This window comes from Streptomyces humidus, assembly GCF_014649655.1.
GTDB lineage: Bacteria > Actinomycetota > Actinomycetes > Streptomycetales > Streptomycetaceae > Streptomyces > Streptomyces humidus.
The window spans coordinates 58,306-80,642 of record NZ_BMTL01000028.1; the positions used below are offsets into that span (position 1 = coordinate 58,306).

The 22,337-nt window shown below is 71.2% G+C and carries 24 protein-coding genes and 1 pseudogene; 5 read left to right on the plus strand and 20 right to left on the minus strand.

Annotated features, from left to right (window positions below; translation table 11 throughout):
- Positions 1 to 4: 4 nt before the first annotated feature.
- From IE239_RS29155 to IE239_RS29180, 6 genes and pseudogenes are all read right to left on the minus strand, one after another.
- A pseudogene (locus IE239_RS29155) lies at positions 5 to 668 on the minus strand (UdgX family uracil-DNA binding protein).
- Between the two features lie 60 nt (positions 669 to 728).
- Positions 729 to 1,892 (minus strand): aminofutalosine synthase MqnE, encoded by a 1,164-nt coding sequence (mqnE, locus tag IE239_RS29160; RefSeq protein WP_190152402.1) that lies wholly within the window; start codon positions 1,890 to 1,892, stop codon positions 729 to 731.
- Between the two features lie 80 nt (positions 1,893 to 1,972).
- Complete coding sequence (locus IE239_RS29165; RefSeq protein ID WP_057583651.1) at positions 1,973 to 2,428, minus strand: Lrp/AsnC family transcriptional regulator; 456 nt, start codon at positions 2,426 to 2,428, stop codon at positions 1,973 to 1,975.
- An 89-nt stretch (positions 2,429 to 2,517) separates the two neighbouring features.
- Entirely contained in the window at positions 2,518 to 3,180 is a 663-nt protein-coding gene (locus tag IE239_RS29170) for a UbiX family flavin prenyltransferase (RefSeq protein ID WP_190152478.1), read from the minus strand.
- A gap of 79 nt (positions 3,181 to 3,259) precedes the next feature.
- Positions 3,260 to 4,165 (minus strand): menaquinone biosynthesis prenyltransferase MqnP, encoded by a 906-nt coding sequence (mqnP, locus tag IE239_RS29175; protein WP_190152403.1) that lies wholly within the window; start codon positions 4,163 to 4,165, stop codon positions 3,260 to 3,262.
- A complete protein-coding gene (locus IE239_RS29180) occupies positions 4,162 to 5,619 on the minus strand; it encodes a menaquinone biosynthesis decarboxylase (protein ID WP_190152404.1) in 1,458 nt (485 codons plus the stop codon). The genes mqnP and IE239_RS29180 overlap by 4 nt, the downstream gene beginning before the upstream one ends.
- 166 nt (positions 5,620 to 5,785) lie before the next feature.
- Here IE239_RS29180 and IE239_RS29185 point away from each other — a divergent pair, with 166 nt between their 5' ends.
- Positions 5,786 to 6,184, plus strand: coding sequence for a PLD nuclease N-terminal domain-containing protein (locus IE239_RS29185; RefSeq protein WP_190152405.1), 399 nt, complete (start codon positions 5,786 to 5,788; stop codon positions 6,182 to 6,184).
- Here the strand turns inward: IE239_RS29185 and IE239_RS29190 are convergent.
- The 3 genes from IE239_RS29190 to IE239_RS29195 are packed head-to-tail and all read right to left on the minus strand — an operon-like array spanning position 6,171 to position 7,361.
- Positions 6,171 to 6,368, minus strand: coding sequence for a DUF397 domain-containing protein (locus IE239_RS29190; protein WP_190152406.1), 198 nt, complete (start codon positions 6,366 to 6,368; stop codon positions 6,171 to 6,173). The two genes, IE239_RS29185 and IE239_RS29190, sit on opposite strands and share 14 nt — an antisense overlap.
- Complete coding sequence (locus IE239_RS42445) at positions 6,365 to 6,487, minus strand: DUF397 domain-containing protein (RefSeq protein WP_229878383.1); 123 nt, start codon at positions 6,485 to 6,487, stop codon at positions 6,365 to 6,367. Before IE239_RS42445 ends, IE239_RS29190 begins: the two co-directional genes overlap by 4 nt.
- Positions 6,444 to 7,361: a helix-turn-helix domain-containing protein gene (locus tag IE239_RS29195; RefSeq protein ID WP_229878379.1), complete on the minus strand. Its 918-nt coding sequence runs from the start codon at positions 7,359 to 7,361 to the stop codon at positions 6,444 to 6,446. Before IE239_RS29195 ends, IE239_RS42445 begins: the two co-directional genes overlap by 44 nt.
- A 126-nt stretch (positions 7,362 to 7,487) precedes the next feature.
- On the opposite strand from IE239_RS29195, the gene IE239_RS43135 reads away from it, so the two are divergent.
- Together IE239_RS43135 and IE239_RS29205 are read left to right on the plus strand one after the other, a co-directional pair.
- Complete coding sequence (locus IE239_RS43135; RefSeq protein WP_190152407.1) at positions 7,488 to 8,075, plus strand: DUF7848 domain-containing protein; 588 nt, start codon at positions 7,488 to 7,490, stop codon at positions 8,073 to 8,075.
- A 209-nt stretch (positions 8,076 to 8,284) separates the two neighbouring features.
- Positions 8,285 to 9,037: a dienelactone hydrolase family protein gene (locus IE239_RS29205; RefSeq protein ID WP_190152408.1), complete on the plus strand. Its 753-nt coding sequence runs from the start codon at positions 8,285 to 8,287 to the stop codon at positions 9,035 to 9,037.
- Between the two features lie 163 nt (positions 9,038 to 9,200).
- On the opposite strand, the gene IE239_RS29210 is transcribed toward IE239_RS29205, so the two are convergent.
- Positions 9,201 to 10,577: a hypothetical protein gene (locus IE239_RS29210; RefSeq protein WP_190152409.1), complete on the minus strand. Its 1,377-nt coding sequence runs from the start codon at positions 10,575 to 10,577 to the stop codon at positions 9,201 to 9,203.
- A gap of 257 nt (positions 10,578 to 10,834) precedes the next feature.
- On the opposite strand from IE239_RS29210, the gene IE239_RS29215 reads away from it, so the two are divergent.
- A complete protein-coding gene (locus IE239_RS29215) occupies positions 10,835 to 11,236 on the plus strand; it encodes a hypothetical protein (protein ID WP_190152410.1) in 402 nt (133 codons plus the stop codon).
- A 58-nt stretch (positions 11,237 to 11,294) separates the two neighbouring features.
- On the opposite strand, the gene IE239_RS29220 is transcribed toward IE239_RS29215, so the two are convergent.
- On the minus strand, positions 11,295 to 11,753 hold the full coding sequence (locus IE239_RS29220; RefSeq protein WP_190152411.1) for a nucleoside deaminase: 459 nt from the start codon (positions 11,751 to 11,753) through the stop codon (positions 11,295 to 11,297).
- A 157-nt stretch (positions 11,754 to 11,910) separates the two neighbouring features.
- Here IE239_RS29220 and IE239_RS29225 point away from each other — a divergent pair, with 157 nt between their 5' ends.
- Positions 11,911 to 12,696 carry a CDP-alcohol phosphatidyltransferase family protein gene (locus tag IE239_RS29225; protein ID WP_190152412.1) on the plus strand — a complete coding sequence of 262 codons (786 nt, stop codon included), beginning with the start codon at positions 11,911 to 11,913 and terminating at the stop codon, positions 12,694 to 12,696.
- Here IE239_RS29225 and IE239_RS29230 read toward each other — a convergent pair.
- The 9 genes from IE239_RS29230 to hemL form a co-directional block, all read right to left on the minus strand.
- The gene (locus IE239_RS29230; RefSeq protein WP_190152413.1) at positions 12,635 to 13,405 is read right to left on the minus strand and encodes a MerR family transcriptional regulator; all 771 of its coding nucleotides are present in this window, start codon (positions 13,403 to 13,405) and stop codon (positions 12,635 to 12,637) included. The genes IE239_RS29225 and IE239_RS29230 overlap by 62 nt on opposite strands.
- A 102-nt stretch (positions 13,406 to 13,507) precedes the next feature.
- The gene (locus IE239_RS29235) at positions 13,508 to 13,753 is read right to left on the minus strand and encodes a hypothetical protein (RefSeq protein ID WP_190152414.1); all 246 of its coding nucleotides are present in this window, start codon (positions 13,751 to 13,753) and stop codon (positions 13,508 to 13,510) included.
- A gap of 164 nt (positions 13,754 to 13,917) precedes the next feature.
- Positions 13,918 to 15,024, minus strand: a complete 1,107-nt coding sequence (gene ccsB, locus IE239_RS29240) for a c-type cytochrome biogenesis protein CcsB (protein WP_190152415.1) — start codon at positions 15,022 to 15,024, stop codon at positions 13,918 to 13,920.
- On the minus strand, positions 15,021 to 16,733 hold the full coding sequence (resB, locus tag IE239_RS29245) for a cytochrome c biogenesis protein ResB (protein WP_190152416.1): 1,713 nt from the start codon (positions 16,731 to 16,733) through the stop codon (positions 15,021 to 15,023). The genes ccsB and resB overlap by 4 nt, the downstream gene beginning before the upstream one ends.
- Before the next feature lie 3 nt (positions 16,734 to 16,736).
- Positions 16,737 to 17,507: a cytochrome c biogenesis CcdA family protein gene (locus IE239_RS29250; RefSeq protein ID WP_190152417.1), complete on the minus strand. Its 771-nt coding sequence runs from the start codon at positions 17,505 to 17,507 to the stop codon at positions 16,737 to 16,739.
- Between the two features lies 1 nt (position 17,508).
- Positions 17,509 to 18,141: a TlpA family protein disulfide reductase gene (locus IE239_RS29255; protein ID WP_190152418.1), complete on the minus strand. Its 633-nt coding sequence runs from the start codon at positions 18,139 to 18,141 to the stop codon at positions 17,509 to 17,511.
- A 66-nt stretch (positions 18,142 to 18,207) separates the two neighbouring features.
- Complete coding sequence (locus tag IE239_RS29260) at positions 18,208 to 19,545, minus strand: polysaccharide deacetylase family protein (protein WP_190152419.1); 1,338 nt, start codon at positions 19,543 to 19,545, stop codon at positions 18,208 to 18,210.
- A 160-nt stretch (positions 19,546 to 19,705) separates the two neighbouring features.
- Entirely contained in the window at positions 19,706 to 20,419 is a 714-nt protein-coding gene (locus tag IE239_RS29265; RefSeq protein ID WP_190152420.1) for a histidine phosphatase family protein, read from the minus strand.
- Positions 20,416 to 21,735, minus strand: a complete 1,320-nt coding sequence (hemL, locus tag IE239_RS29270) for a glutamate-1-semialdehyde 2,1-aminomutase (protein ID WP_190152421.1) — start codon at positions 21,733 to 21,735, stop codon at positions 20,416 to 20,418. The genes IE239_RS29265 and hemL overlap by 4 nt, the downstream gene beginning before the upstream one ends.
- Positions 21,736 to 22,337: the final 602 nt, after the last annotated feature.

Genomic DNA, 22,337 nt, shown 5'->3' on the forward strand with positions numbered 1-22,337 from the left:
GCCCTTACGGAGAGCGCTGCGAAAGGAGTCGTGCCGCTGTTCTCAGATCCCGGACGAAGCCCCGGTAGGCGCCCTCGCGGTCGTCCGCGCGCAGGACCGCCGACGGATGGACGGTCGGCACCAGCCGCTGCGGCCGGGCCGTGGATCTCCTCCTCCGGCACCGTGCCCCGCACCTGACCGACCCGGAAGGAGGACCCGAGGAGCGCCTTCCCGGCCGTGGCCCCCAGCACCACGATCAGCTTCGGTTCGACGATCGCCTGCTCGGCTGCGAGCCACGGCCCGCAGGCGGCGGCCTCGCGAAGACCGGGCGCTTTGTGGATCCGGCGCTTGCGGGGCTCGGCCTGTGTGAACTTGAAGCGCTTGACGGCGTTGGTGACGTACGCCTCGCCGGGATCGATCCCGGCCTCCGCCAGCGCCCGGTCGAGCAGCTTGCCGGCGGGCCCGACGAACGGTTCGCCCTGCCGGTCCTCCTGGTCGCCGGGCTGTTCGCCGACGAGCATGAGTTCGGCGTCGGCCGGGCCCGCCCCGAACACGGTCTGCGTGGCGTCCCGGTGCAGCGGGCACCCCCGGCAGCGGGCCGCCGCCTCGCGCAGCGCGGTCAGCCCGCCGTGGCCGGGAACGAACGGTTCGGCGGTGTAGCGGTCCTCGGGGGCCTTCGTGACGGCCATGGGTCCTTGAGTACCCCGCCCCTCACCGGCCGAGTCGCGCGAGGGCGGCTCGGCCCGCCTTCAGACCCGCATGGGCTGCGGCGCATCACGGCGGGCCGGGTCCGGTCCGTCGTACTCGCGGATGATCTCGTAGCGCGTGTTGCGCTCCACCGGCCGGAAGCCCGCGTCGCGGATCAGGTCCAGCAGGTCCTCGCGGGTGAGCTTGTTCGGCGTGCCGTAGTTGTCGGCGTCGTGCGTGATCTTGTACTCGACGACCGAGCCGTCCATGTCGTCCGCGCCGTGCTGGAGCGCGAGCTGTGCGGTCTGGACGCCGTGCATGACCCAGAAGACCTTCACGTGCGGGACGTTGTCGAAGAGCAGACGCGAGACCGCGAAGGTCTTGAGGGCCTCGGCGCCGGTCGCCATCTGGGTGCGCGCCTGGAGCCGGTTGCGGACCTTGCCGTCCTTCATGTCCACGAAGTCGTGCTGGTAGCGCAGCGGGATGAAGACCTGGAAGCCGTTGGTCTCGTCCTGCAGCTCGCGCAGCCGCAGGACGTGGTCGACGCGGTGGCGGGGCTCCTCGATGTGGCCGTAGAGCATGGTGGCCGGGGTCTTCAGCCCCTTCTCGTGCGCCAGGCGGTGGATGCGGGACCAGTCCTCCCAGTGGGTGCGGTGGTCCACGATGTGCTGACGCACCTCCCAGTCGAAGATCTCCGCGCCGCCGCCGGTCAGCGACTCCAGGCCCGCGTCGATCAGCTCGTCCAGGATCTCCGAGGCCGTGAGCCCGCTGATGGTCTCGAAGTGGTGGATCTCCGTCGCCGTGAACGCCTTGAGCGAGACGTTCGGCAGGGCCGCCTTCAGCTCCCGCAGCGAGCGCGGGTAGTAGCGCCACGGCAGGTTGGGGTGCAGGCCGTTGACGATGTGCAGCTCGGTGAGGTTCTCGCCCTCCATCGCCTTGGCGAGCTTCACCGCCTCCTCGATGCGCATGGTGTACGCGTCCTTCTCCCCCGGCTTGCGCTGGAAGGAGCAGTACGCGCAGGACGCCGTGCACACGTTCGTCATGTTGAGGTGACGGTTGACGTTGAAGTGCACGACGTCGCCGTTCTTGCGGGTGCGCACCTCGTGCGCGAGTCCGCCCAGCCACGCCAGGTCGTCCGACTCGTACAGCGCGACGCCGTCCTCACGGGTCAGCCGCTCACCGGTCCTGACCTTCTCCTCCAGCTCGCGCTTGAGCCCGACGTCCATGCCCACACCTTTCACCGACGACCTGCCGACGGCTTCCCGACGGCTCTCCTGACCACCCGACCAACCGTACGTCCCCGCGGCTACACCTCTTCCGGCAGCTCCCCGACGCGGTTCTCCCACTTGGTGGAGAGCACGATGGTGGTCCGGGTCCGGGAGACGCCCTTGGTGCCGCTGAGCCGGCGGATGATCTTCTCCAGGCCGTCGACGTCCGTCGCCCGCACCTTGAGCATGAACGAGTCGTCGCCGGCGATGAACCAGCAGTCCTCGATCTCGCTGAGGTCCTTCAGCCGGGCCGCCACGTCCTCGTGGTCGGCGGCGTCGGAGAGGGAGATGCCGATGAGGGCGATGACGCCGAGACCGAGCTGGGCGGCGTTCACCGTGGCGCGGTAGCCGGTGATGACGCCGGCCGCCTCCAGCCGGTTGATGCGGTCGGTGACGCTGGGTCCCGACAGACCGACGAGGCGTCCCAGCTCCGCGTAGGAGGCCCGGCCGTTCTCCCTCAGGGCCTGGATGAGCTGCCTGTCCACCGCGTCCATGCGAATCGAAGCCTTCCGGTCAGAGTTCCTGAAGAGATGAGAGGTACTGCGGCGTGCGACGCGCGACGTGCGACGCGCTCTGACGGCGATCAGGTCCCCCGGGTCCCGGACGCGCCGCCCAGCTCGCCGTCCCACCGGCGGTAGAGCCCGTGCGCGACCCCCGCCGAGTCGAGAACGCGCCCGGCGACGAAGTCGACCAGGTCCTGGATGTGGGTGGCTCCCGCGTAGAACGCGGGGGACGCGGGCACGACGCTCGCCCCGGCGTCGTCCAGCGCGACCAGATGGCGCAGGGTCTGGCCGCTCAGAGGGGTCTCCCGGACTGCCACGACCAGCGGCCGCCGTTCCTTGAGGGTGACGCTCGCGGCCCGCTGGAGCAGGTCCTTCGAGAGCCCCAGGGCGACGCCGGCGACACAGGCGGTCGAGGCGGGCACGATCAGCATCCCGCGCACGGGATACGACCCCGACGACGGACCGGCGGCGAGATCCCCCGCGCCCCAGTGCCGCACCCGGTCGCCGCTGACGTCGACGTCGAACGTGCCCGGTTTGCCGTCCGCCCCGCGCCCGAGCCATTCCCGCAGGTCGTCCCGCCAGTGCGCGTCCCGGAAGGAGATCCCCGTCTCGTCGAGCAGCGTGAGCCGCGAGGCCCGGCTGACCACCAGGTCGACGCTCTCGCCCCCGGCGAGCAGGGCCCGCAGCACGGCGGCGGCATAGGGCGTACCGGACGCCCCGGACACCCCCACGATCCAAGGCACGCGCTGCGTTTCTCCTGCGTTCACACCTTGAGCGTACCGGTGGGCACGGAGGTCTTCAGGACCGGACCACGGCCTGTCCCTACACCGTGAGCCCACGCACCAGCAGGTCGACGAGCGCGCAGACGAACAGGCTGATGCCGATGAACCCGTTCGTCGAGAAGAAAGCCCTGTTCAGGCGGGACAGGTCGTGCGGGCGCACGATGGAGTGCTCGTACACGAACGCGCCCGCGACGATCAGGAGGCCCAGCCAGAAGAACGCTCCGGCGCCGGTGGCCAGCGCGTACCAGACGAGCAGCGCGGTCGTCACGGCGTGGCAGACGCGCGCGCCGCGGATCGCCGCCGGGATCCCGAACCGGGCCGGGACCGACAGGACGCCCGTCTCCCGGTCGGTGTCGACGTCCTGGCAGGCGTAGATCAGGTCGAAGCCGCCGATCCAGACGCCCACCGCGAGACCCAGTATCACCGCGTCCCAGGACCACTCGCCGGTGATCGCCAGCCAGCCGCCGATCGGGCCCATCGCCTGGGCCAGGCCCAGGATGGCCTGCGGGAAGTTCGTGAACCGCTTGCCGTAGGGGTAGACCACCATCGGGATCACCGCGACGGGGGCCAGCGCCAGGCAGAGCGGGTTGAGCAACGCCGCCGAGCCGAGGAAGACGGCGACGGCGATCAGCGCGCCGGTCCAGGCGTGCCGCACGGACATCGCGCCCGTCACCAGCTCGCGCTGCGCGGTGCGCGGGTTGCGGGCGTCGATCTCGCGGTCGATGATCCGGTTGACCGCCATGGCGAAGGTGCGCAGGCCCACCATGCAGACGGTGACCAGCAGCAGTCTGCCCCAGTGGATGTTCCCGTCCAGCTCGAACATCGCGGTCAGCGCCGCGATGTAGGCGAAGGGCAGCGCGAACACCGAGTGCTCGATCATGACCAGGCGCAGGAAGGCCTTGGTGCGTCCCGGCTGCTGCGGGAGCGCTGCGGAAGCGGAGCTCACAGCCCGTACTCCTTCCAGCGGCGGTCGACCTTCGCCGCCGTGTCGGGGTCGGACAGCACCATCTCCGGCCAGCCGCCGTCCCGCGTGTACCCCTCCTCGGGCCACTTCCGCGTCGCGTCGATGCCCGCCTTGCCGCCCCAGAACTGCTGGTAGGAGGCGTGGTCGAGGTGGTCGACGGGGCCTTCGACGATCGACAGGTCGCGGGCGTAGTCGGTGTTGCCGAGCGCCCGCCACGCGACCTCGTGCAGGTCGTGGACGTCGCAGTCGGAGTCGACGACCACGATCAGCTTGGTCAGCGACATCATGTGCGCCCCCCAGACCGCGTGCATGACCTTCTGCGCGTGCTTGGGGTACTTCTTGTCGATCGAGACGATGGCGCAGTTGTGGAAGCCGCCGGCCTCGGGCAGGTGGTAGTCCACGATGTCCGGGACGATGATCTTCAACAGCGGCAGGAAGAACCGCTCCGTGGCCCGCCCCAGGGGTCCGTCCTCCGTCGGCGGCCTGCCGACCACGATGGACTGGAGCAGCGGCCGCTTCCGCATCGTCACGCAGTCGATCGTCAGCGCGGGGAACGGTTCCTGCGGGGTGTAGAAGCCGGTGTGGTCGCCGAAGGGGCCCTCCGGGAGCATCTCGCCCGGCTCCAGCCAGCCCTCGATGACGACCTCCGCCTGCGCGGGCACCTGCAACGGCACCGTCTTGCAGTCGACCATCTCGATCCGCTTGCCCGCGAGGAACCCGGCGAACAGGTACTCGTCGATGTCGCCGGGCAGCGGCGCGGTGGAGGCGTAGGTGACGGCGGGCGGGCAGCCGAAGGCGATCGCGACGGGGAGCTTCTCGCCCTTGCGCGCGGCCACCTGGTAGTGGTTGCGGCTGTCCTTGTGGATCTGCCAGTGCATGCCGATCGTGCGCTTGTCGTGGCGCTGGAGGCGGTACAGGCCGAGGTTGCGGATGCCGCTCTCGGGGTCCTTGGTGTGGGTGAGCCCCAGGTTGAAGAAGGAGCCGCCGTCCTGGGGCCAGGTGAAGAGCGCCGGCAGGGCGTCGAGGTCGACGTCGTCGCCGTGCAGGACGACCTCCTGGACGGGGGCGTCCTGGGCCTTCACCTTCTTCGGCGGCACGTGCGTCATCGAGCCGAGCTTGCCGAACGCCTCGCGCACGCCGACGAAGCCCTGCGGCAGCTCGGGCCGCAGCAGGCCGCCGATCTTGTCGCTGATCTCCGCGTACGACGTGAGCCCGAGGGCCTTCAGCAGTCGCCGGTCGGTACCGAAGACGTTCATCGCGAGGGGCATCGACGAACCCTTCACGTTCTCGAAGAGCAACGCGGGGCCGCCGGACTTCTGGACCCGGTCGACGATCTCCCCGACCTCCAGATACGGATCGACCTCGGCCTTGACGCGCTTGAGGTCGCCGTCGCGTTCCAGTGCCCTGAGCAGGGAACGAAGATCGTCGTAAGCCATGTGTCCCAGTATCGCCGAGGGCCCGCGCTCCCCTGACGCCCGCCCCTGCCTTTCTGCCGGGGGCCGGGGTCGTCCCCCGGAACGGCACGGCGGCCACCCGCTACCCTGACCCCGTCACCGGGGCCGCCCCACGCCCCCTCGCCGCGTTCTGGGAGAGCCCGCCACCATGCTCAGGTATCTGCCGTTCCTGCTGGTCCTGGCGCTGTGGATCTACGCCTTCATCGACTGCCTGAACACCCCCGAGGAGGAGGTGCGCGGGCTGCCGAAGGTGGTCTGGGTGATCATCATCCTGCTCTTCGGCGAGGTGCTCGTCGGCCCGGTCGCCTGGCTGGTCGCCGGAAAGGTGCGGCACGCGCCCGTGGGCGGGGCGACGTCGGCCGGATCGCCGCGCGCCCGGCAGACCGAGTGGGTGGCGCCGGACGACAACCCCGAGTTCCTGAAGTCCCTGAAGGACGAGACGGCCAGGAACGAGGAGAAGCTCCTCAAGGACTGGGAGGCCGACCTGCGCCGCCGCGAGGACGAGCTGAAGCGCCGCGAGTCGGGCGAGGAGCCTACGGAAGGCTGACGGCGTCCACGAACGCGGCCCAGGCGCTTCGCGCGACCACGATCACCGGGCCGTCGGCCGCCTTGCTGTCACGGACGGGGACGACGGAGACGAATCCGGGGGCGACTTCGAGGCAGTTGCCGCCGTTGTCGCCGCTGTAGCTGCTCTTGATCCAGGTCGTCGCGGCGAGTATCCCGCCGCTCATGCCGACACGCCCTCCACGAACGCGGCCCAGGCGCTCCGCGCGACGACGATCACCGGGCCGTCGGCCACCTTGCTGTCACGGACGGGGACGACGGCGGGGCAATCGGGGCTGACTTCGATGCAATCGCCGCCGTTTGCTCCGCTGTAGCTGCTCTTGATCCAGGTGATCGCGCTCGGTTCGGGCTGGCTCATGATGCTCGTACCCTTCCATCACGTCGCTGATCAGAGCGGCGGACTCGGGGGCTGACAGTGAGTCGGCCCTGAGCACATCATAGGTCTGGCTGTGGGACAGGAAAGCGGCTGGATCATCGTTGAAGTGGCCTCGGTCCAGGGACTCGGAGTAGACCCACTCGTGTCCGTCGGGAAGCCTGATCAACGACAGCGAGGTGTCGGGCCGGTCGATCTCCGGGCGGCCCAACGGGACGACCTGAATGCGAATGTTGGCGAGGGCTCCCACTCTCAGGAGATGCGCGCACTGCTCCCGCATGACCTCACGCCCTCCCACGACGTGGCGCAGGCAGGTCTCGTCCAGCACCGCGAAGTAGTACGGTCCGCCCTCGGCGTAGAAGCGCTGCTGGCGGCTGAGCCGGGCCCGGACACGGTCCTCCACGTCGTGGGCCTGCGGAAGACGGCGTGCGAACAATGCCGCCGCGTAGTCAGGGGTTTGCAGCAGGCCCGGCATGACGTGCGTCTGATACACCCGCAGGGAGACCGCCTCCGCGTCCATCCTCGCCCTGCGCTCGAACCAATCCGGATGCTCCACCTGCGGATACCAGTCGACGCGCCCCCACAGACGGCCCAACGCCCCGCCCGTGCACAGCACTTCGTCGCACTTCTTCGCGAACGGCTCCTGGGGGACCCGTGTTCCCGCCTCCACGCGGGCCACCAGCGAGCGATCGCAGGGGATCGCCCGCGCCAGGGCCTCCTGCGTCAGCAGCGCCCCCTCGCGGAAGTGGCGCAGCAGCTCGCCGAACAGGGCGGCGTTGGTCGTCACGGTCGTCGTCCCCCTCTGTGACAGGCGGCCACTGGCACGCGCCGGACATTGATACGCACCGTGCCAGCACGCGACGCTCGACACACCCAGAGTCACGAAGTCGGTACGGAGAGGGCACGGACGGGCATGACCGAAAGCACCGAGAACCAGTTCGAAACGGGAACGGTCGTCTACGACCCGGTCTCGGACACCGTCGGCGAGTACCAGGGCCCGGCGGGGCCGTACGCGCTGCTGCGTCCGCTCGGCGGCGGCCGGGAGTGGGAGGCCCGCCCGGAGTCGCTGCGTCCCGCCACCCCCGGCGAGCGCCTCAGCGCGGCCGTCCGCGTCGCCAACTCCCGCTCGTTCCAGGGCACGCCGGAGCCCCTCTCCCCCGCGCCCGTCCGGGACTGCGCGGCCTGCGCCGATCTGGCCGCCCTGCGCGACGACGCCCGCGCCCGGCACGACGGCAGCGCAGAGACCGACGCGGACGTCCTGCTGCGACGTCACCAACGCCGCTACCACGCAGCGCTGTTGGGGCTGGCGCAGTACGCGCTCGTGCCGGACGTCTCGGCCGGGGCGGAGTACGAGACGTCGTGCACCGAGTGCCGGGCCGGGTCGGGGGCACGCCAGCGCCCGGCCGACGTGGAGGAGTGGCAGCACGCCCACACGCGGGACACCGGGCACGCCCGCTACCGCCGTACCGTCGCCGACTACGCGGTGCTCGCCGCGCGGTGACCGGGTCCGCGCGACCCCGCCCGGCGTCGGTCGCGAAAACCCGTTGGCGGACCATGGCGGCCCCTGCTAGCTTCCCGGAGGCCGTGCGAGAGAACGAGGAGGTGGTACCCGTGAACACAGCAGCGACACGGGTGCTCTCCTCCGGGGTCACGGTCGGGCGATAGGTCGTCCGGGAGCGCCGTTCCACAGCCCTCCCGAAAGGCACGATCATGCACTTCACGTCTGAACAGCGTCTCGACGACGGCGTCCTCGAACGCGAATTCACCCTCGGCGACATCCCCGGCATCCTCTGGACGCCCCCGTCCGCACCGGCATCCGCGCCCGCTTCCGCGCCGGTGCCGCTGATCCTGCTCGGCCACCCCGGCGGACTGGACCGGATGCGCCCCCGGCTGGCCGCACGGGCCCGGCACTCGGCGGCGGAGGGGTTCGCCTCGGCCACCGTCGAACTCCCCGGGAGCGGCGCCCGGCCCCGTCTCCCCGCCGTCGAGCAGGCCCGCGCCGACCTGCGGCGGGCGGTGGAGGCCGGCGAGCCGGTCTCCGACGACATCGTCGACCGGCTCGTCCTCCCGCTGGTCGACAAGGCGGTCCCGGAATGGCGGGCCGCCCTGGACGCCCTCCTGGCGCTGCCGGGGATCGACGGCCCGGTCGGCTACTCGGGAGGGGTGATCTCCGTCGGCGTCCGGCTGGCGGTGGTCGAGCCGCGCATCTCGGCCGCGGCTCTGTTCGCCGGGAGTTACGTGCCCCGGGTCATGTTCGAGGAGGCCAGGCGGGTCACCGTACCGCTGCACGTCCTGTTGCAGTGGGACGACGAGGGGAACGACCGGCAGGCCGCCCTGGACCTGTTCGACGCCTTCGGCTCCGAGGAGAAGGCGCTGAACGCCAACATGGGCGGCCACACCGGCGTCCCGCAGCACGCGGGCGAGGCGGCGGCCCGGTTCTTCACCCGGCACCTGAAGTCCTGACGTGACACCGGACCGCCTGGCGGGCAACAGACGCCAGGCGGGGCCGGCAGGGCGCCGCACCGAAGACGCCGGGACCGGTACGCCCCTGGGGCAAGGGGCCGGAGCTCTTGCGGACCGTCGGCGACGAGCCGACGGATGACCGGCGACGGCCCGGCCCAGGGGGTCATCCCGCCGTCATCCCGCCGTCATCCGTCATGCGCGCGAGCTCCTCGGCCGCGGCGACGGGGTAGCCCGCCTCCGCCAGTTCCTCCAGGCCTCCGGCCAGCGCCGCCAGCGGGCGGCACAGGTCGTCGTGGGCCGCTTCGCTCCCCCGCGAAAGGGCCAGATGCAGGGCGGTGATCCCGGTCTGCGCCCACCCCTCGCCGTGCTCCCGCAGCCAGTTTCGCGGATCCCCGACGAGGTGCCGAAAGGCGGTGGAGTACAACAGGTGGCTCTCCAGCGCGAGCCGCCAGGCGACATCCGGGTCGCCCTCCGACTCCCGCAGCTCCGCTGCCAGTCGGCCCAGGCGTCGGGCATACGGCGGGGCCGCCTCCGGGTACGGCAACCGGCCGGTCACCGAGGCGGACTCGCCGGAGGTGAGAGCACGGTGCAGGGCGTCCACGGGCTCGCCCACGGCCGCCCCGGCCTGCAGCACCGCCTCGCCGAGCGTGACCGGCGCCCCGTCGGCCAGGACGCGCTCCTCGGCCGGCACGGCGGCCGGGTCCAGGGAGGCCGCCCGGGCGAGCAGCGGCTCCGCCTCGGCCGGGCGGCCCGCGGCGCGCAGGTGCACGCCGGTGCGGGCCAGCGCGCCCGCGAGGTCGCCCCAGCCCTGCTCGGCGATGCTCAGCTTGAAGTCGTCCACGGCCAGGGCGTGGTCCCATTCGGCATGGGCGGCTTCGATCCGGGAGGCGACCTCCGCGGCCATGTCGACGGCGTACCCGAGGTGCGCGCCCGGCTCGGCGGCCAGGGTGTCGCTCGCGTCCTTGTACCGGCTCAGGGCCTGTCCGGCGCAGTACAGGGCCTGGTCCGGGTCACCGTGCTGTGCCTGAACGACCGCGACCAGGCTGAGCACCCGGGCGAAGTCCAGTGAGAGGGGCGGCCCCGCGGCCTGCAACCCGGTCCCCGCATACGCCTCCACGGCCCCGTCGGCGTCGGTGAGCGCGGAAGCCGCGTGCCCGGCGACGGAGTGGGCCACGGCCCGGCGGGCACGGACATCGCCGATCCTGGTCGCCAGAGCCGGCGGTGTGAGCCCGGATCGCTTGTAGCGGCTCTCGCTCTCATGGAGCGACGACAGGGCCTCGTCGATCAGGTCCGCGCCGGTCTGCGAGGACCCCATGGAGTACAGCAGGGACGCGAGTTGTTCGTTGAGCCGCGGTTCGTCCGGGCGGGCGTCCAGCTCCGCGCGCAGGATCGCCGCCGCCCGGCTGTGCAGGTCCAGCGACCGCAGAACGAGCCGACGGCGCTCCGCGCCTTCGGCTCCCTGGGCCTGCGCGCGGGCCTCCACGCCTTCCCTGTAGAGCTCGCCCACCCGCGACTGCCAGCTGCCGACCGACGAAGCCATCGAGTCCCCCCTTGCCGACTGCGAAGGCGACCAACCCTAGCCGAACGCCCCAACGCCCCAACGCCCGAGCGCCCGAGCGCCCGAGCGCCCGAGGAAGCTTCTCCGGCCCTCTCGTCGGCCGCGGGGGATCCCGGCGTTTCGCCGCCGCCGCGTGGGTGCAGGCGTGTCGGAAAATCACGGAAACCGTCTGGCCCGGCGGGCTACCGTGAACGGACCGGTCGGCGTGGCCGGCCTGGACACGGAGAGGCGGACACCCCTTGAGCTGGTCGATGTTCAGGTTCCGCGAGCACTGGGCACACGCGCACGACGTCCAGCAGGAGACGTTCATGGCGTTGGCCGCGATGTACGTCGAGGCGAATCCCGCGTACCGCGCGCTGCCGTGGCTGCGCGAATGGCAGGCCTTCTGGCTGAGGTCGATCGGGCGGCAGCCCAACGGTCTCTCAGACGTGTGCGCGGACGACCATCTCACCGACGACGTGCGGGTCGCGCAGTTCCGGGCGTTCCTGCGCGACTACCAGGCGTGGCTGGTCGCCTCGGAGGGGCCGTTGAACACGGCCGCGGGGCTGAGCGCCGACAAACTCCTCGGCTTCGCACAGACCGTCGATGCCGTGCTCGCGGGCGACGACACGCACCCCGCGGTTCAGCTCGCCCAGCAGTGAGGAGCCCGCCGCCGCCGTCCGGAAGGGGCCGCGCCCCGAGGCTCCGGGACGGATTTGGTCAGACGCCGATGTCCTCGTTCCAGAGCGTGGGGTTCCGCTCGATGAACTCGCGCATCATCGCGACGCACTCGGCGTCGTCCAGCAGCACGATCTCCACGCCGTGCTCGGCCAGCCAGTCGTGGCCGCCGTGGAAGGTGGCCGCCTCCCCGACGACCACCCGCGAGATCCCGAACTGACGGACCAGCCCGGAGCAGTACCAGCACGGGGAGAGCGTCGTGACCATCGTCGTGCCGCGGTACGAGCGCTGCCGGCCCGCCGCGCGGAACGCGGCCGTCTCCGCGTGCGTGGAGGGATCGCCGTCCTGCACGCGCCGGTTGTGGCCGCGGCCCAGCAGCGTGCCGTCCGCGCCGTACAGGGCCGCGCCGATCGGGATGCCGCCCTCGGCGAGACCGGCCCGCGCCTCGGCGACGGCGGTGGCCAGCCAGGTCCGTGCGGTCGCCTGATCCAGAAGGTCCATGACCTCATGCTGGTGCGGCGGGCGGCAGGGGGCAACGCGGACCACCCGATCGGGGCGTCCGCTCCCCCTGAGCCAGGCCCGAACCGCCCCGCGGCGAAGGCCACTTGAGCGATCGGTAGCCTTGCCCGGTCATCGTGGGCTCGTGGGAGGAACGTTCATGGTTGCTGCTCCGGTACTGGAGGAGCTGCGGGAGGTCTGCCAGCCGCAGGCCAAGCTGGCGAGCCGCAACGGCGAACACTGGGCGGGCCGGCTGTACATGCGGCGGATCTCCCTGCGGTTCACCCGCCAGTTGGTGCGCACCCGGGTCACCCCGGACCAGCTGACCTGGACGATGGTGGTGTGCGGGGTGCTGTCCGGGGCCGCGCTGCTGATCCCCGGCCTGGCCGGGGCCGTGCTGGCCGCCCTCCTCATGCAGCTCTTCCTGCTCTTCGACTGCGTGGACGGCGAGGTCGCCCGCTGGAAGGGCCAGAACAGCGCGTCCGGCATCTACGTCGACCGGCTCGGCGCGTATCTCGCCGACGCGGCGCTGATGACCGGCTTCGGCTTCCGCGCCGCCGAGTCGGGGCTCGGCGGCTGGGCGGGCTTCAACGGCTGGGTGTCCCTCGGGCTGGTGACCGCGCTCGGCGTCGTGCTGCTGAAGGCGTCGACCGACCTGGTGGACGTGGCCCGGGCCCGGCGCGGGCTCGCGGTCGCCGACGACGAGGCGTCCGCGCCGCGCTCGCAGGGCGTCGCCTCGGTGCGCCGGCTCGCCGCCGCGTTCAAGATCCACCGGGTGACCAACGGCATCGAGGCGTCCCTGGTCCTCCTCCTCGTCGCCTTCGCCGACGCGGCCACCGGCTCCGTCGACCCGACCCGCTGGGCGCTGGCCGCCATCGCCGTCATCACCTGGCTGATGGTCCCGGCCCACCTGCTGTCGATCCTGTCGTCGTCCCGGCTGCGCTGACGATCTCCAGGTAGGCGTGCAGACGGCCCGCTCCCGCGAGCATCGCGCGGGTGCGGGCCGTCAGCGTCTGCGCGCGCGCCGCCAGCGCGGACCGCAGCGCCGCCTCGCTGCCGCCCTCCTGACGCAACTCCGCGAGCACCGGCCGGATCTGGGCGAACAGATAGTGGCCGCGGCGCAGACTGTGCACGATCCGCGCGTCCCGCACGTCGGACGGCCCGTAGAGCCGGTAGCGCGTCCCGCGCTCGCGCGGCGGGGCGATCAGCCCGGCCGCCTCCCACACCCGCAACGCCGAGGTCCGCACGCCGAGCAGCCGGGCCACCTCCCCGATCCGCAGTCCGCGGGCCGCACGCGTCCCGTCGGCCTCGGGGGCCTGCCGGGCCAGCGCCTCCATGGCCTCCCCGGTGGCCCGCAGTGCGGTGCGCTCCCCGTGCAGCCCGGCATGGGCCTCGTCGACGAGGGCGAGCGCAGCCGGGACGTCCCCGTCGTGCACGGTCCGCATGATCCGCGCCGCCGTCACCGGCCCGTACCCCCGCACCAGCGCCCGGTACGCCAGCAGCGCATGCCGGTGCACCTCCCCGAAGACCCGGTACCCGGACTCCGTGCGCCCCGCCGCGGGCAGCACACCCGCGTCCTCGTAGTTACGGATCTGCTGCGTGGACAGCCCCACGACCCGGGCAAGATCGACGGTACGCAGGCGGCGGTCGGGCATTCGACGGGGCTCCAGGGGGCGGAGGGCTTCGCGGCACGACGGCCTCGACCGGCAGGGCCGCAGTCGGCCGGGACGTCGGCCGGGTCCCGCAGGACGGGGAGATCAGTGCCCGAGACGCCGGGTCTTCTTCGCTTCCGCCTTCGCCTGCAGCGCAAGGGCCTTCGGAGACCCGCCGTGGTACCACCACGTGTAGCAGGTGATCCCGGCGAAGAGCACGGCGAAGGGGACCGCCCACCGCACCACCCCGGCCGGTGACGCGTCCCGGCTGATCCAGTACGCGACGAGCCCCAGGAGGATCGCGGCCCCCCTGCCGGCGGACGCCCAGGTGCGCTTCACGCGGTTCGACATGGCGTGCAATGTAACGGCTGTCACCGGCATCCGCACTCCGGAAGACCCGGGCTCCCCGCACCCCGTTCGCCTGATCCACACGGCGAAGGCCGGTTTCCGGGATCCAGGTCGCTGGTCGCGGGAACCGGCCTTCGCCGTCGAGCGGGTGGTGAGGGGTGTCCGGGTCAGACGCCCGCGTACGAGTGCTTGCCGGTGACGAAGATGTTGACGCCGTAGTAGTTGAACAGCCAGCAGCCGAAGGCGATCAGGGCCAGGTAGGCGGCCTTGCGGCCCTTCCAGCCGGCCGTGGCGCGGGCGTGCAGGTAGCAGGCGTAGGCGACCCAGGTGATGAACGACCAGGTCTCCTTGGGGTCCCAGCCCCAGTAGCGGCCCCACGCGTCGCCCGCCCAGATCGCGCCCGCGATGATCGTGAACGTCCACAGCGGGAAGACGGCCGCGTTGACGCGGTAGGCGAACTTGTCGAGGGAGGCGGAGGCGGGGAGCCGGTCGAGGACGGAGTTCGCGAAGCGGCCCGGCTTGCCGCCGGTCGCGAGCTTGTTCTCGTACGCGTCCTTGAACAGGTACAGGATCGTGGCGACCGCGCCGACGTAGAACACCGCGCCGCAGAAGATGGCCGTGGAGACGTGGATGTACAGCCAGTACGAGTGCAGGGCGGGGACGAGCTGGTCGCTCGCCGTGTAGAGGACCGTCACCGCGAGGCCCAGGTCCAGCAGGACCGTGGTGATCAGGAACAGGCCGAGCCAGCGCACGTTCTTCTTCAGCGCCAGCAGCCCGAGGTAGACGCCGACGGCCACCGTGGAGAAGGTGATGTTGAACTCGTACATGTTGCCCCACGGCGCGCGCTGCACCGAGGCCGCGCGGGCGACCACGCCGGCCAGCTCGACCAGGAACGCGAGCACCGTGAGCGAGATGGCGATCCGGCCGTACATGTCGCCCTGTTCGTCGCCGCCGTGCGCGCCCGGCCCGTCGGGCACGTCGCGCGCCCCGGCCGTGGAGCGCACGACGACCTGCGGCCGCTCCAGGACGGCCGTCCCGCCGTTCTGCTTGACGGTGACGGCCGGGCCCGCGGCCCCGCCCGCGGCTTTCGCCCCGGCGGTGAGCGCGGCGGCGGTGCGGCCGACCTTGCTGCGGCTGCCGAAGAGCCATTCGGCGATGTACGCGAAGAAGGCCAGGGTGTAGACGGCCATCGCGGAGTAGATCAGCGTGTTGCTGATGCTCGCGAGGTTCTCGTTGGTGGCGGCGGCCAACTCGGTTGCGGCGGCGAGAGTCATTTCTCAGCCCCTTCGGCAGGTACGGCTTGGGGGTCGGGGGAATCCGGGGAACCGGGGCCGGTCGCCCCGGGGGCCTGGTCGTACAGGATCCCGGCGAGGTCGCCGAGCTCTTCCGGCACCTTGGCGGACTCGCTGCGGCCGAGGCCGGCCATCTCGACGACCGTCACGCCGTCGTCGCCCTTCACCGCGCGCACCCACACCCGGCGGCGCTGGATGAACAGGGAGCCGGCCAGGCCGAAGATCGCGGCGATGGCGCCGGTGAGCGCCCAGCCGCTCGCGGGCTGCTGGGTGACCTGGAAGTTCGCCCACTGCTTGGTGCCCTCGTAGGTCACCGTGCCGGCGCCGTCGGGCAGGGTCATGGTCTCGCCGGGCCTGAGGTTCTTCCTCAGCTGCGCGCCCTTGGCGTCCTCGAACCCCTTCATGTGGGTCTTGTCGAGCTGGTACACGCTCTGCGGGATGCCCGAGTCGACGCCGAGGTCGCCGTGGTAGGGCGCCAGGTTCAGCACCGGGTTGCCGAGCGCCGGGAACGACGAGGCCGTCTCCATGCCCTTGGTGTAGGTCGGCAGGAAGAACGCCGAGATGCCGAGCTGTTCGCTGACGCCCTTGGCGTTCCGGTAGCCGTCGAAGACCTTGACGACGCCGGTGGAGGTGACGTTGGAGTCGAGCGGCAGCAGCGGCACGGCGTCGCTGTAGACGATGTCGCCCTTGCCGTCGCGGACGGTGATGACGGGCGCGTAGCCGTGGGCGGTGAGGTAGACCTTCGAGTCGGCGATCTCCAGCGGGTGGTTGACCTTGACGACGGCCTTCTCGTCCTTGCCGTAGGCGCCCACGCTGTAGGTGAGGGCGGCCTGGTAGGTGCGCGGGGTGCCGGTGTTGGGGCCGGAGGTCTCGTACGTGCCGGTGAACTTGTCCAGGGTGAAGCTGAACGGGTTCAGGTCGTCGGTGCCGAAGAGGCTGCCGGACTTGAAGTCGTTGTACTGGGTGAGGGTGTTGGAGAACCCGTCGCCCTCGACGACCAGCTTGTTGCCCTCGGCCTTGAAGAGCTGGCCCCAGGCGAAGGCGACCAGCATCACGATCAGCGCGATGTGGAAGACGAGGTTGCCGACCTCACGGGCGTAACCCTTCTCGGCCGCGACGGCGTCACCGGCGAGGTGAGAGCGGAAGCGGCGCTTCTTCAGCAGGGCGAGCGCGGCCTCGCGGACCTGTTCGGGCTCGGCCTCGGTGCGCCAGGTGGTGTAGGCGGGCAGCCGGGTCAGACGCCTCGGAGCGCCCGGCGGGCGGCTGCGCAGCTGGCCGACGAACTGCCAGGTGCGGGGCACGATGCAGCCGATGAGGGAGACGAACAGCAGGATGTAGACCGCGGAGAACCACACCGAGCTGTAGACGTGGAAGAGGCCGAGCCTGTCGTAGACCGGCGCGAGCGTCCCGTGGGCCTCGCGGAAGTCGGCGACCTTGGTCTCGTCGGTGCCGGACTGCGGGATGAGCGAGCCGGGGATCGCGCCGAGCGCCAGCAGCAGCAGGAGCAGCAGCGCGACCCGCATGGAGGTGAGCTGCCGCCAGAACCAGCGGGTCCAGCCGATCACGCCCAGGCCGGGGACGTTGGCGAGGGTGTCGGTGGGGGCCGTGGACAGCTGGGAGCCGGCCGCGCCGAGTTCCTGCTCGTCGGAGGCGGCGGCCTCGGCCGGCGCACCGGGGGTGGTCTTGCTCATGGATCAGATCCCCACGTCGAAACCGGCGGACCAGGACTGCACGTCCTGCACGAGACGATCCCACGCACCGGTCAGCAGCAGGACACCGGTCAGGATCATCATGGTGCCGCCGATCCGCATCACCCAGACATAGTGCCGCTTGACCCAGCCGAAGGCGCCGAGCGCCTTGCGGAAGGCGACGGCGGCGAGCACGAACGGCACCCCGAGGCCCACGCAGTAGGCGACGGTCAGCAGGGCGCCGCGGCCGGCGCTGCCCTGCTGGGAGGAGAGGGCCAGCACGGAGGCGAGGGTGGGGCCGATGCACGGCACCCAGCCGATGCCGAACAGGGCGCCCAGCAGGGGGGCGCCGACGAGGCCGGTGACGGGCCGCTTGTGGATGCGGAACTCGCGCTGCGTCATCCAGGGCATCAGGCCCATGAAGAACGCGCCCATGGCGATCATGAGGACGCCCAGCACCCGGGACAGGACGTCCTGGTTGGCCCGGAGGGTGTCGCCGAAGTAGCCGAACAGGGCCCCGCTGGAGACGAACACGAAGGTGAAGCCGAGGACGAAGAGCGAGGCTCCGGCGACCATCCGTCCGCGGCGGGCGTCGGCCAGATCGGTGCCGGCGACGCCGGTGACGTACGAGAGGTAGCCGGGGACGAGCGGCAGGACGCACGGCGAGAAGAAGGAGACGAGACCGCCGAGCAGCGCGATGGGGAGCGCGACCAGCAACGCGCCGTTGAGCACGGTGTCGTTGTAGCCCGTGGCGGCGAGCGTGGTGAGAGCGCTCACGTCACTTCTCCGCGAGGACGGGAGCGATCATCCTGCGCAGCTTTTCCTCGCTGAGCGCGGCCAGCGAGCGGGCGGCGATCTTGCCCTTGCGGTCTATGACCAGCGTGGACGGGATGGCCTGGAGGCTGAGCGTGCCCTTCTTGAACCGCAGCAGCAGCTTGCCCTTCGGGTCGGACAGGCTGGGGTAGGTGATGCCCTGCTGCTTCTCGAAGGCGAGGGCGTTCTTGTTGCTGGTGTCGAGGGTGTTGATGCCGACGAACTGCACGCCCTGGCTCTTGAGGCCGGTGTAGACCTTCTGGAAGTTCGGCGCCTCGGCCCGGCACGGGGAGCACCAGGATCCCCACACGTTGAGGACGACGACCTTGCCCCGGAAGCTCTTGAGGTCGAGCTGCCCGCCGGCGACGGTCTTCCCGGACAGGTCGGGTACGGCGTCCCGCTTGCCCTGCTCCACGGTGGAGACGCCGTCCTTGCCCATCACGAAGTTGGTGTCACCGCCGCCTCCGGAGGCGCCTCCGGAGGCGCAGGCGGAGAGCATCAGCGCGGCGACGGCCCCGCCGGCTGCCGTGCTCAGGGCGGCACGGCGCGGGCGGACCGGGGCAGGCGAGCGCGGAAGGGCGCGGCTGGCGGCACTCATGTGAAAAGTTTCGCATGCCCGTTCTGGGGATCTTGCCCGCCCCCCTCGCGGGGCGAGAACCGCATTTCAGGCGGCGCTCGAGGAGGCGTCGGGGCCGGCGGAGCCGGTGCCTGCGGTGGCGCCGGAGGTGGTGCCCGCGGTGGCGGGGCTCGCGGCCAGGAACGTCTTCCAGCCGCCGGCCGGCTGCTGTCCGACCTCGAGGGTGCGCAGCTTGTCGAGGATCTCCGGCTTCTGGACGTCGATCCAGTCGACGAACTGCCGGAAGGAGACCAGCCGCACGTCCGCGCCCTTCTCCTTCTCGCGCGCGATGTGCTTGAAGGCTTCCTCGACGGCGTCCATGTAGATGCCGCCGTTCCACTGCTCGAAGTGGTTGCCTATGAAGAAGGGAGCGCGGTTCGTCTCGTATGCCCGCTTGAATCCCTGTATGTACGCTTCGGCGGCCTGCTTCCGCCAGCCCGGGTAGTTGTGGGCGGGGGCCTTGGTCGAGTTGACCGACTGGTTGGCGAGGATGTTGTAGTCCATGGACAGCACCTGGAAGCTGTGACCGGGGAACGGTATGGACTGCAGCGGCAGGTCCCATATGCCCTGCTTCTTCTTGGGCCAGACCTGGTTGCCGCCCGGCGAGGAGGCGTCGTAGCGCCAGCCGAGTTCGCGGGCGGTGGGCAGCAGGCTGCCCTGGCCGAGGAGGCAGGGCGTGCGGGCGCCGACGAGTTCCTTGTCGTAGTCGAAGGGCAGCGAGGGCAGGTCGGTCCAGCCGGTGTTGGTCCGCCACTCCTTGACGAACTTCTTCGCCTGCTCTATCTCGTTGCGCCACTGCGCGGGCGTCCACTTGCCGACCGAGCCGTGGCCCTCGCCGCAGAAGTGCCCGTTGAAGTGGGTGCCTATCTCGTGGCCTTCGAGCCAGGCCCGGCGGACGTTGGTGAGCGTCGCCTTCACGTGGTCGTCGGAGAGGTAGCCGATGTCGGAGGCGCCGCGCGGGTTGTTCGGGGGGTCGTAGAGCCGCTTCTTCGACTCGGGCAGCAGGTACAGCCCGGAGAGGAAGAAGGTCATGCCCGCGCCGTGGTCCTTGGCGAGGTCGAGGAAGCGCGGGAAGAGCCCGTTGCCGACCTCGCCCGCGCCGTCCCAGGAGAAGACGACGAACTGCGGCGGCTCCTGACCGGCCTCCAGCGGTACGGGCTTGGCCGGCTGATGGGGCTGCTTGCCGGTGAAGGACGTCGAACCGTCACCGATGGGCCGGGCGGACGGCTTCGGCTTCGGGCTGCCGGAGGAGTCCTTCCCGTCGCCGGAACCGCCCTTGGGGGAGGGCTTGTCCGAACCCGTGAGGCTGCCGCAGCCCACGAGTCCGGCGGCGGCAGCGGCACCGGCGCCGAGTCCGAGTGCTCCCCTTCGGGTGATGGCGCGCATGGCAAACCCCGTTCGTCACGTTCTCTGGTGGGCACGTCACCCATTCAGAGGACATGACGAACGAGGGGGTTCCGCCAATACGTCCGGATTCAGTAACAGGCCGGTCGATTTCAGCCACCGCTCGGTCATCCGGTTTCGGTCATGACTGGGTGACCGGAGCCTACGCCCCGAACGCCTTGCCGTTGCCCTGGCCCTGACCCTTCGTCGGCCTGGCGCCGGCGCGGAGGTGCACGGGCACCAGGTCGATGGCGGGCTCCGCGTAGCCGACGGACACGATCCGGTCGCCCCGGTAGGTGAAGGTCGTCAGCGACGCGAGCGTGCACTGCCGCTTGCGCGGGTCGTGCCACAGCCGCCGCCGTTCGACGTAGGACCGGACGATCCAGATCGGCAGCTGGTGGCTGACGAGCACCGCCTCGTGCCCGCGGGCCGCGTCCTTGGCCGCGTCCAGCGCGCCCTTCATCCGCACGACCTGGTCGACGTAGGGCTCGCCCCAGGACGGCCTGAACGGGTTGACGAGATGCTTCCAGTTCTCGGGCCGGCGCAGCGCGCCGTCCCCCACTCCGAACGTCTTGCCCTGGAAGACGTTCTCCGCCTCGAGGAGCCGGGCGTCCGTGCCCAGATCGAGGCCGTGCGCCTTGGCGATCGGGGTGGCCGTCTCCTGCGCCCGCTCCAGCGGGGAGGCGACGACCTGCGTGACGTCGCGGGTGGCGAGGTGCTCCGCGACCCGGTCGGCCATCCGCCGGCCCAGCTCGGAGAGGTGGTAGCCGTCGAGACGGCCGTAGAGGACCCCGTCGGGGTTGTGGACCTCGCCGTGCCGCATGAGGTGGACGACGGTGATGTCCTGGCCGGAGCCGTTCTGGTCGAAGGTGCTCATTCCGCCGTGGCCTCCGCAGCAGCTCGGGCCGCCGCCGGGAGGGCGTCGGCGATTCTCTGGACGGCCGCGTCGTCGTGGGCCGTGGACACGAACCAGGACTCGAAGGACGACGGCGGGAGATAGACGCCGTCGGCCAGCAGCGAGTGGAAGAACGCGGTGAAGCGGAACGACTCCTGCGCCCTGGCGTCGTCGTAGTCCCGCACGGGCCGGTCCGTGAAGAAGACGGAGAACATGTTGGAAGCGCTCTGCACCGTGTGCGCGACGCCCCCCTTGGTCAGCGCGGCGGAGACCAGCGCCTGGATCTGCCCGGACACGGCGTCGACCCTGGCGTAGGCGTCGTCGTCGAGGAGCCGGAGCTGGGCGAGCCCGGCGGCGGTGGCGACCGGGTTCCCGGAGAGCGTGCCGGCCTGGTAGACGGGCCCGGCGGGCGCGAGGTGCGCCATCACGTCGGCGCGCCCGCCGAACGCGGCGGCGGGGAAGCCGCCGCCCATGACCTTGCCGAAGGTCATCAGGTCGGGCCGCACCCCGTCGATCCCGAACCAGCCCGCCCGTGAGGTCCGGAACCCGGTCATGACCTCGTCGGAGATGAACAGCGCGCCGTTGTTGGCGCAGGCGTCCTTGAGGCCCTGGTTGAACCCGGGCAGCGGCGGCACGACGCCCATGTTCCCCGGCGAGGCCTCGGTGATCACACAGGCGATCTCGCCGGGATGCCGGTGGAAGGCCTCCTGCACGGCCTCCAGGTCGTTGTACGGCAGGACGATGGTGTCGCCGGCCTGGGCGCCCGTGACACCGGGCGTGTCGGGCAGCGCGAAGGTGGCGACGCCGGACCCGGCGGCGGCCAGCAGCGAGTCGACGTGCCCGTGGTAGCACCCGGCGAACTTGATCACCTTGGAGCGCCGGGTGAAGCCGCGGGCGAGCCGGATGGCGGACATGGTCGCCTCGGTCCCGCTGGACACCAGCCGCACCTGCTCCACGGGGTCCACCCGCGCCACGATCTCCTCGGCGAGCGCGACCTCGCCCTCACCGGGCGTGCCGAAGGAGGTGCCGCGCGAGACGGCGTCCTGCACGGCCGCGATGACCTCGGGGTGGGAGTGGCCGAGGATCATGGGACCCCAGGAACAGACGAGGTCGACGTACTCCCGCCCGTCGGCGTCCGTCAGATAGGGCCCGGCGCCGGACACCATGAACCGGGGCGTTCCGCCCACGGCGCGAAAGGCGCGCACCGGCGAGTTCACCCCGCCCGGCGTGACGACGGACGCGCGGTCGAACAACGCCTGCGAGAGCGGCGCATCGTATGAATAGGGCAGTTCGCTCATGACCTGCGACTTCTCCGACCTTTTCCGACTTGCTGGACTCCGGTTGCCAGTGACCTCCCAGGGTAGGCCAGCGACTCGAACGACCCGCGGGGGCCGTGCGGGGCGTCCCGCGCCTACTGACCGGACGGCCAGTCCCTTCCGCCCTCCGGCCTCGCGTCCGCTCCCCCGTCCGACGCGCGTCCGCTCCCCCGCCCGCTCCCCCGTCCGCGCCGCCGACCGCTTCACCATCTGCGAAACTGAGTCGTAACGACCCTGACAGACGTAGCTCTCACCGACCGTGTGTCGAGGGCTGCGAAGATCCTGCGGACAGGTGTTTCACCGCACGTTTCGGCGAGCGGCCGTGGGGGAGGTCACTGACACGATGATCGGGTTGCGCGGCGGGGGCCACGCGTCCTAGAAAAGCAGTCGGGTGGAGATATGCATCGCGGTGGCGGACTGGGCGAGGGGACTGACGACCTGGGTCCTCGACGTGCCCGGCGGGGAAAACACCGGCGCGACGCGGAGGAAGCGAACGAAGCACGGCAGACGCAGGCACAGGGTGTACCGAGTGAACCCGAGCGGGTCGACCGGCGAGTCGACCAGCGGGTCGACCGCCTCCGGGC

Bases quoted from the DNA above. Each gene is read 5' to 3' on its own strand.
- mqnE (WP_190152402.1), bottom strand. From the start codon at position 1,892: ATGGACGTCGGGCTCAAGCGCGAGCTGGAGGAGAAGGTCAGGACCGGT.
- IE239_RS29165 (WP_057583651.1), bottom strand. From the start codon at position 2,428: ATGGACGCGGTGGACAGGCAGCTCATCCAGGCCCTGAGGGAGAACGGC.
- IE239_RS29180 (WP_190152404.1), bottom strand. From the start codon at position 5,619: ATGGCTTACGACGATCTTCGTTCCCTGCTCAGGGCACTGGAACGCGAC.
- IE239_RS29185 (WP_190152405.1), top strand. From the start codon at position 5,786: ATGCTCAGGTATCTGCCGTTCCTGCTGGTCCTGGCGCTGTGGATCTAC.
- IE239_RS29190 (WP_190152406.1), bottom strand. From the start codon at position 6,368: ATGAGCGGCGGGATACTCGCCGCGACGACCTGGATCAAGAGCAGCTAC.
- IE239_RS43135 (WP_190152407.1), top strand. From the start codon at position 7,488: ATGACCGAAAGCACCGAGAACCAGTTCGAAACGGGAACGGTCGTCTAC.
- IE239_RS29205 (WP_190152408.1), top strand. From the start codon at position 8,285: ATGCACTTCACGTCTGAACAGCGTCTCGACGACGGCGTCCTCGAACGC.
- IE239_RS29210 (WP_190152409.1), bottom strand. From the start codon at position 10,577: ATGGCTTCGTCGGTCGGCAGCTGGCAGTCGCGGGTGGGCGAGCTCTAC.
- IE239_RS29220 (WP_190152411.1), bottom strand. From the start codon at position 11,753: ATGGACCTTCTGGATCAGGCGACCGCACGGACCTGGCTGGCCACCGCC.
- IE239_RS29225 (WP_190152412.1), top strand. From the start codon at position 11,911: ATGGTTGCTGCTCCGGTACTGGAGGAGCTGCGGGAGGTCTGCCAGCCG.
- IE239_RS29230 (WP_190152413.1), bottom strand. From the start codon at position 13,405: ATGCCCGACCGCCGCCTGCGTACCGTCGATCTTGCCCGGGTCGTGGGG.
- IE239_RS29235 (WP_190152414.1), bottom strand. From the start codon at position 13,753: ATGTCGAACCGCGTGAAGCGCACCTGGGCGTCCGCCGGCAGGGGGGCC.
- ccsB (WP_190152415.1), bottom strand. From the start codon at position 15,024: ATGACTCTCGCCGCCGCAACCGAGTTGGCCGCCGCCACCAACGAGAAC.
- resB (WP_190152416.1), bottom strand. From the start codon at position 16,733: ATGAGCAAGACCACCCCCGGTGCGCCGGCCGAGGCCGCCGCCTCCGAC.
- IE239_RS29255 (WP_190152418.1), bottom strand. From the start codon at position 18,141: ATGAGTGCCGCCAGCCGCGCCCTTCCGCGCTCGCCTGCCCCGGTCCGC.
- IE239_RS29260 (WP_190152419.1), bottom strand. From the start codon at position 19,545: ATGCGCGCCATCACCCGAAGGGGAGCACTCGGACTCGGCGCCGGTGCC.
- IE239_RS29265 (WP_190152420.1), bottom strand. From the start codon at position 20,419: ATGAGCACCTTCGACCAGAACGGCTCCGGCCAGGACATCACCGTCGTC.
- hemL (WP_190152421.1), bottom strand. From the start codon at position 21,735: ATGAGCGAACTGCCCTATTCATACGATGCGCCGCTCTCGCAGGCGTTG.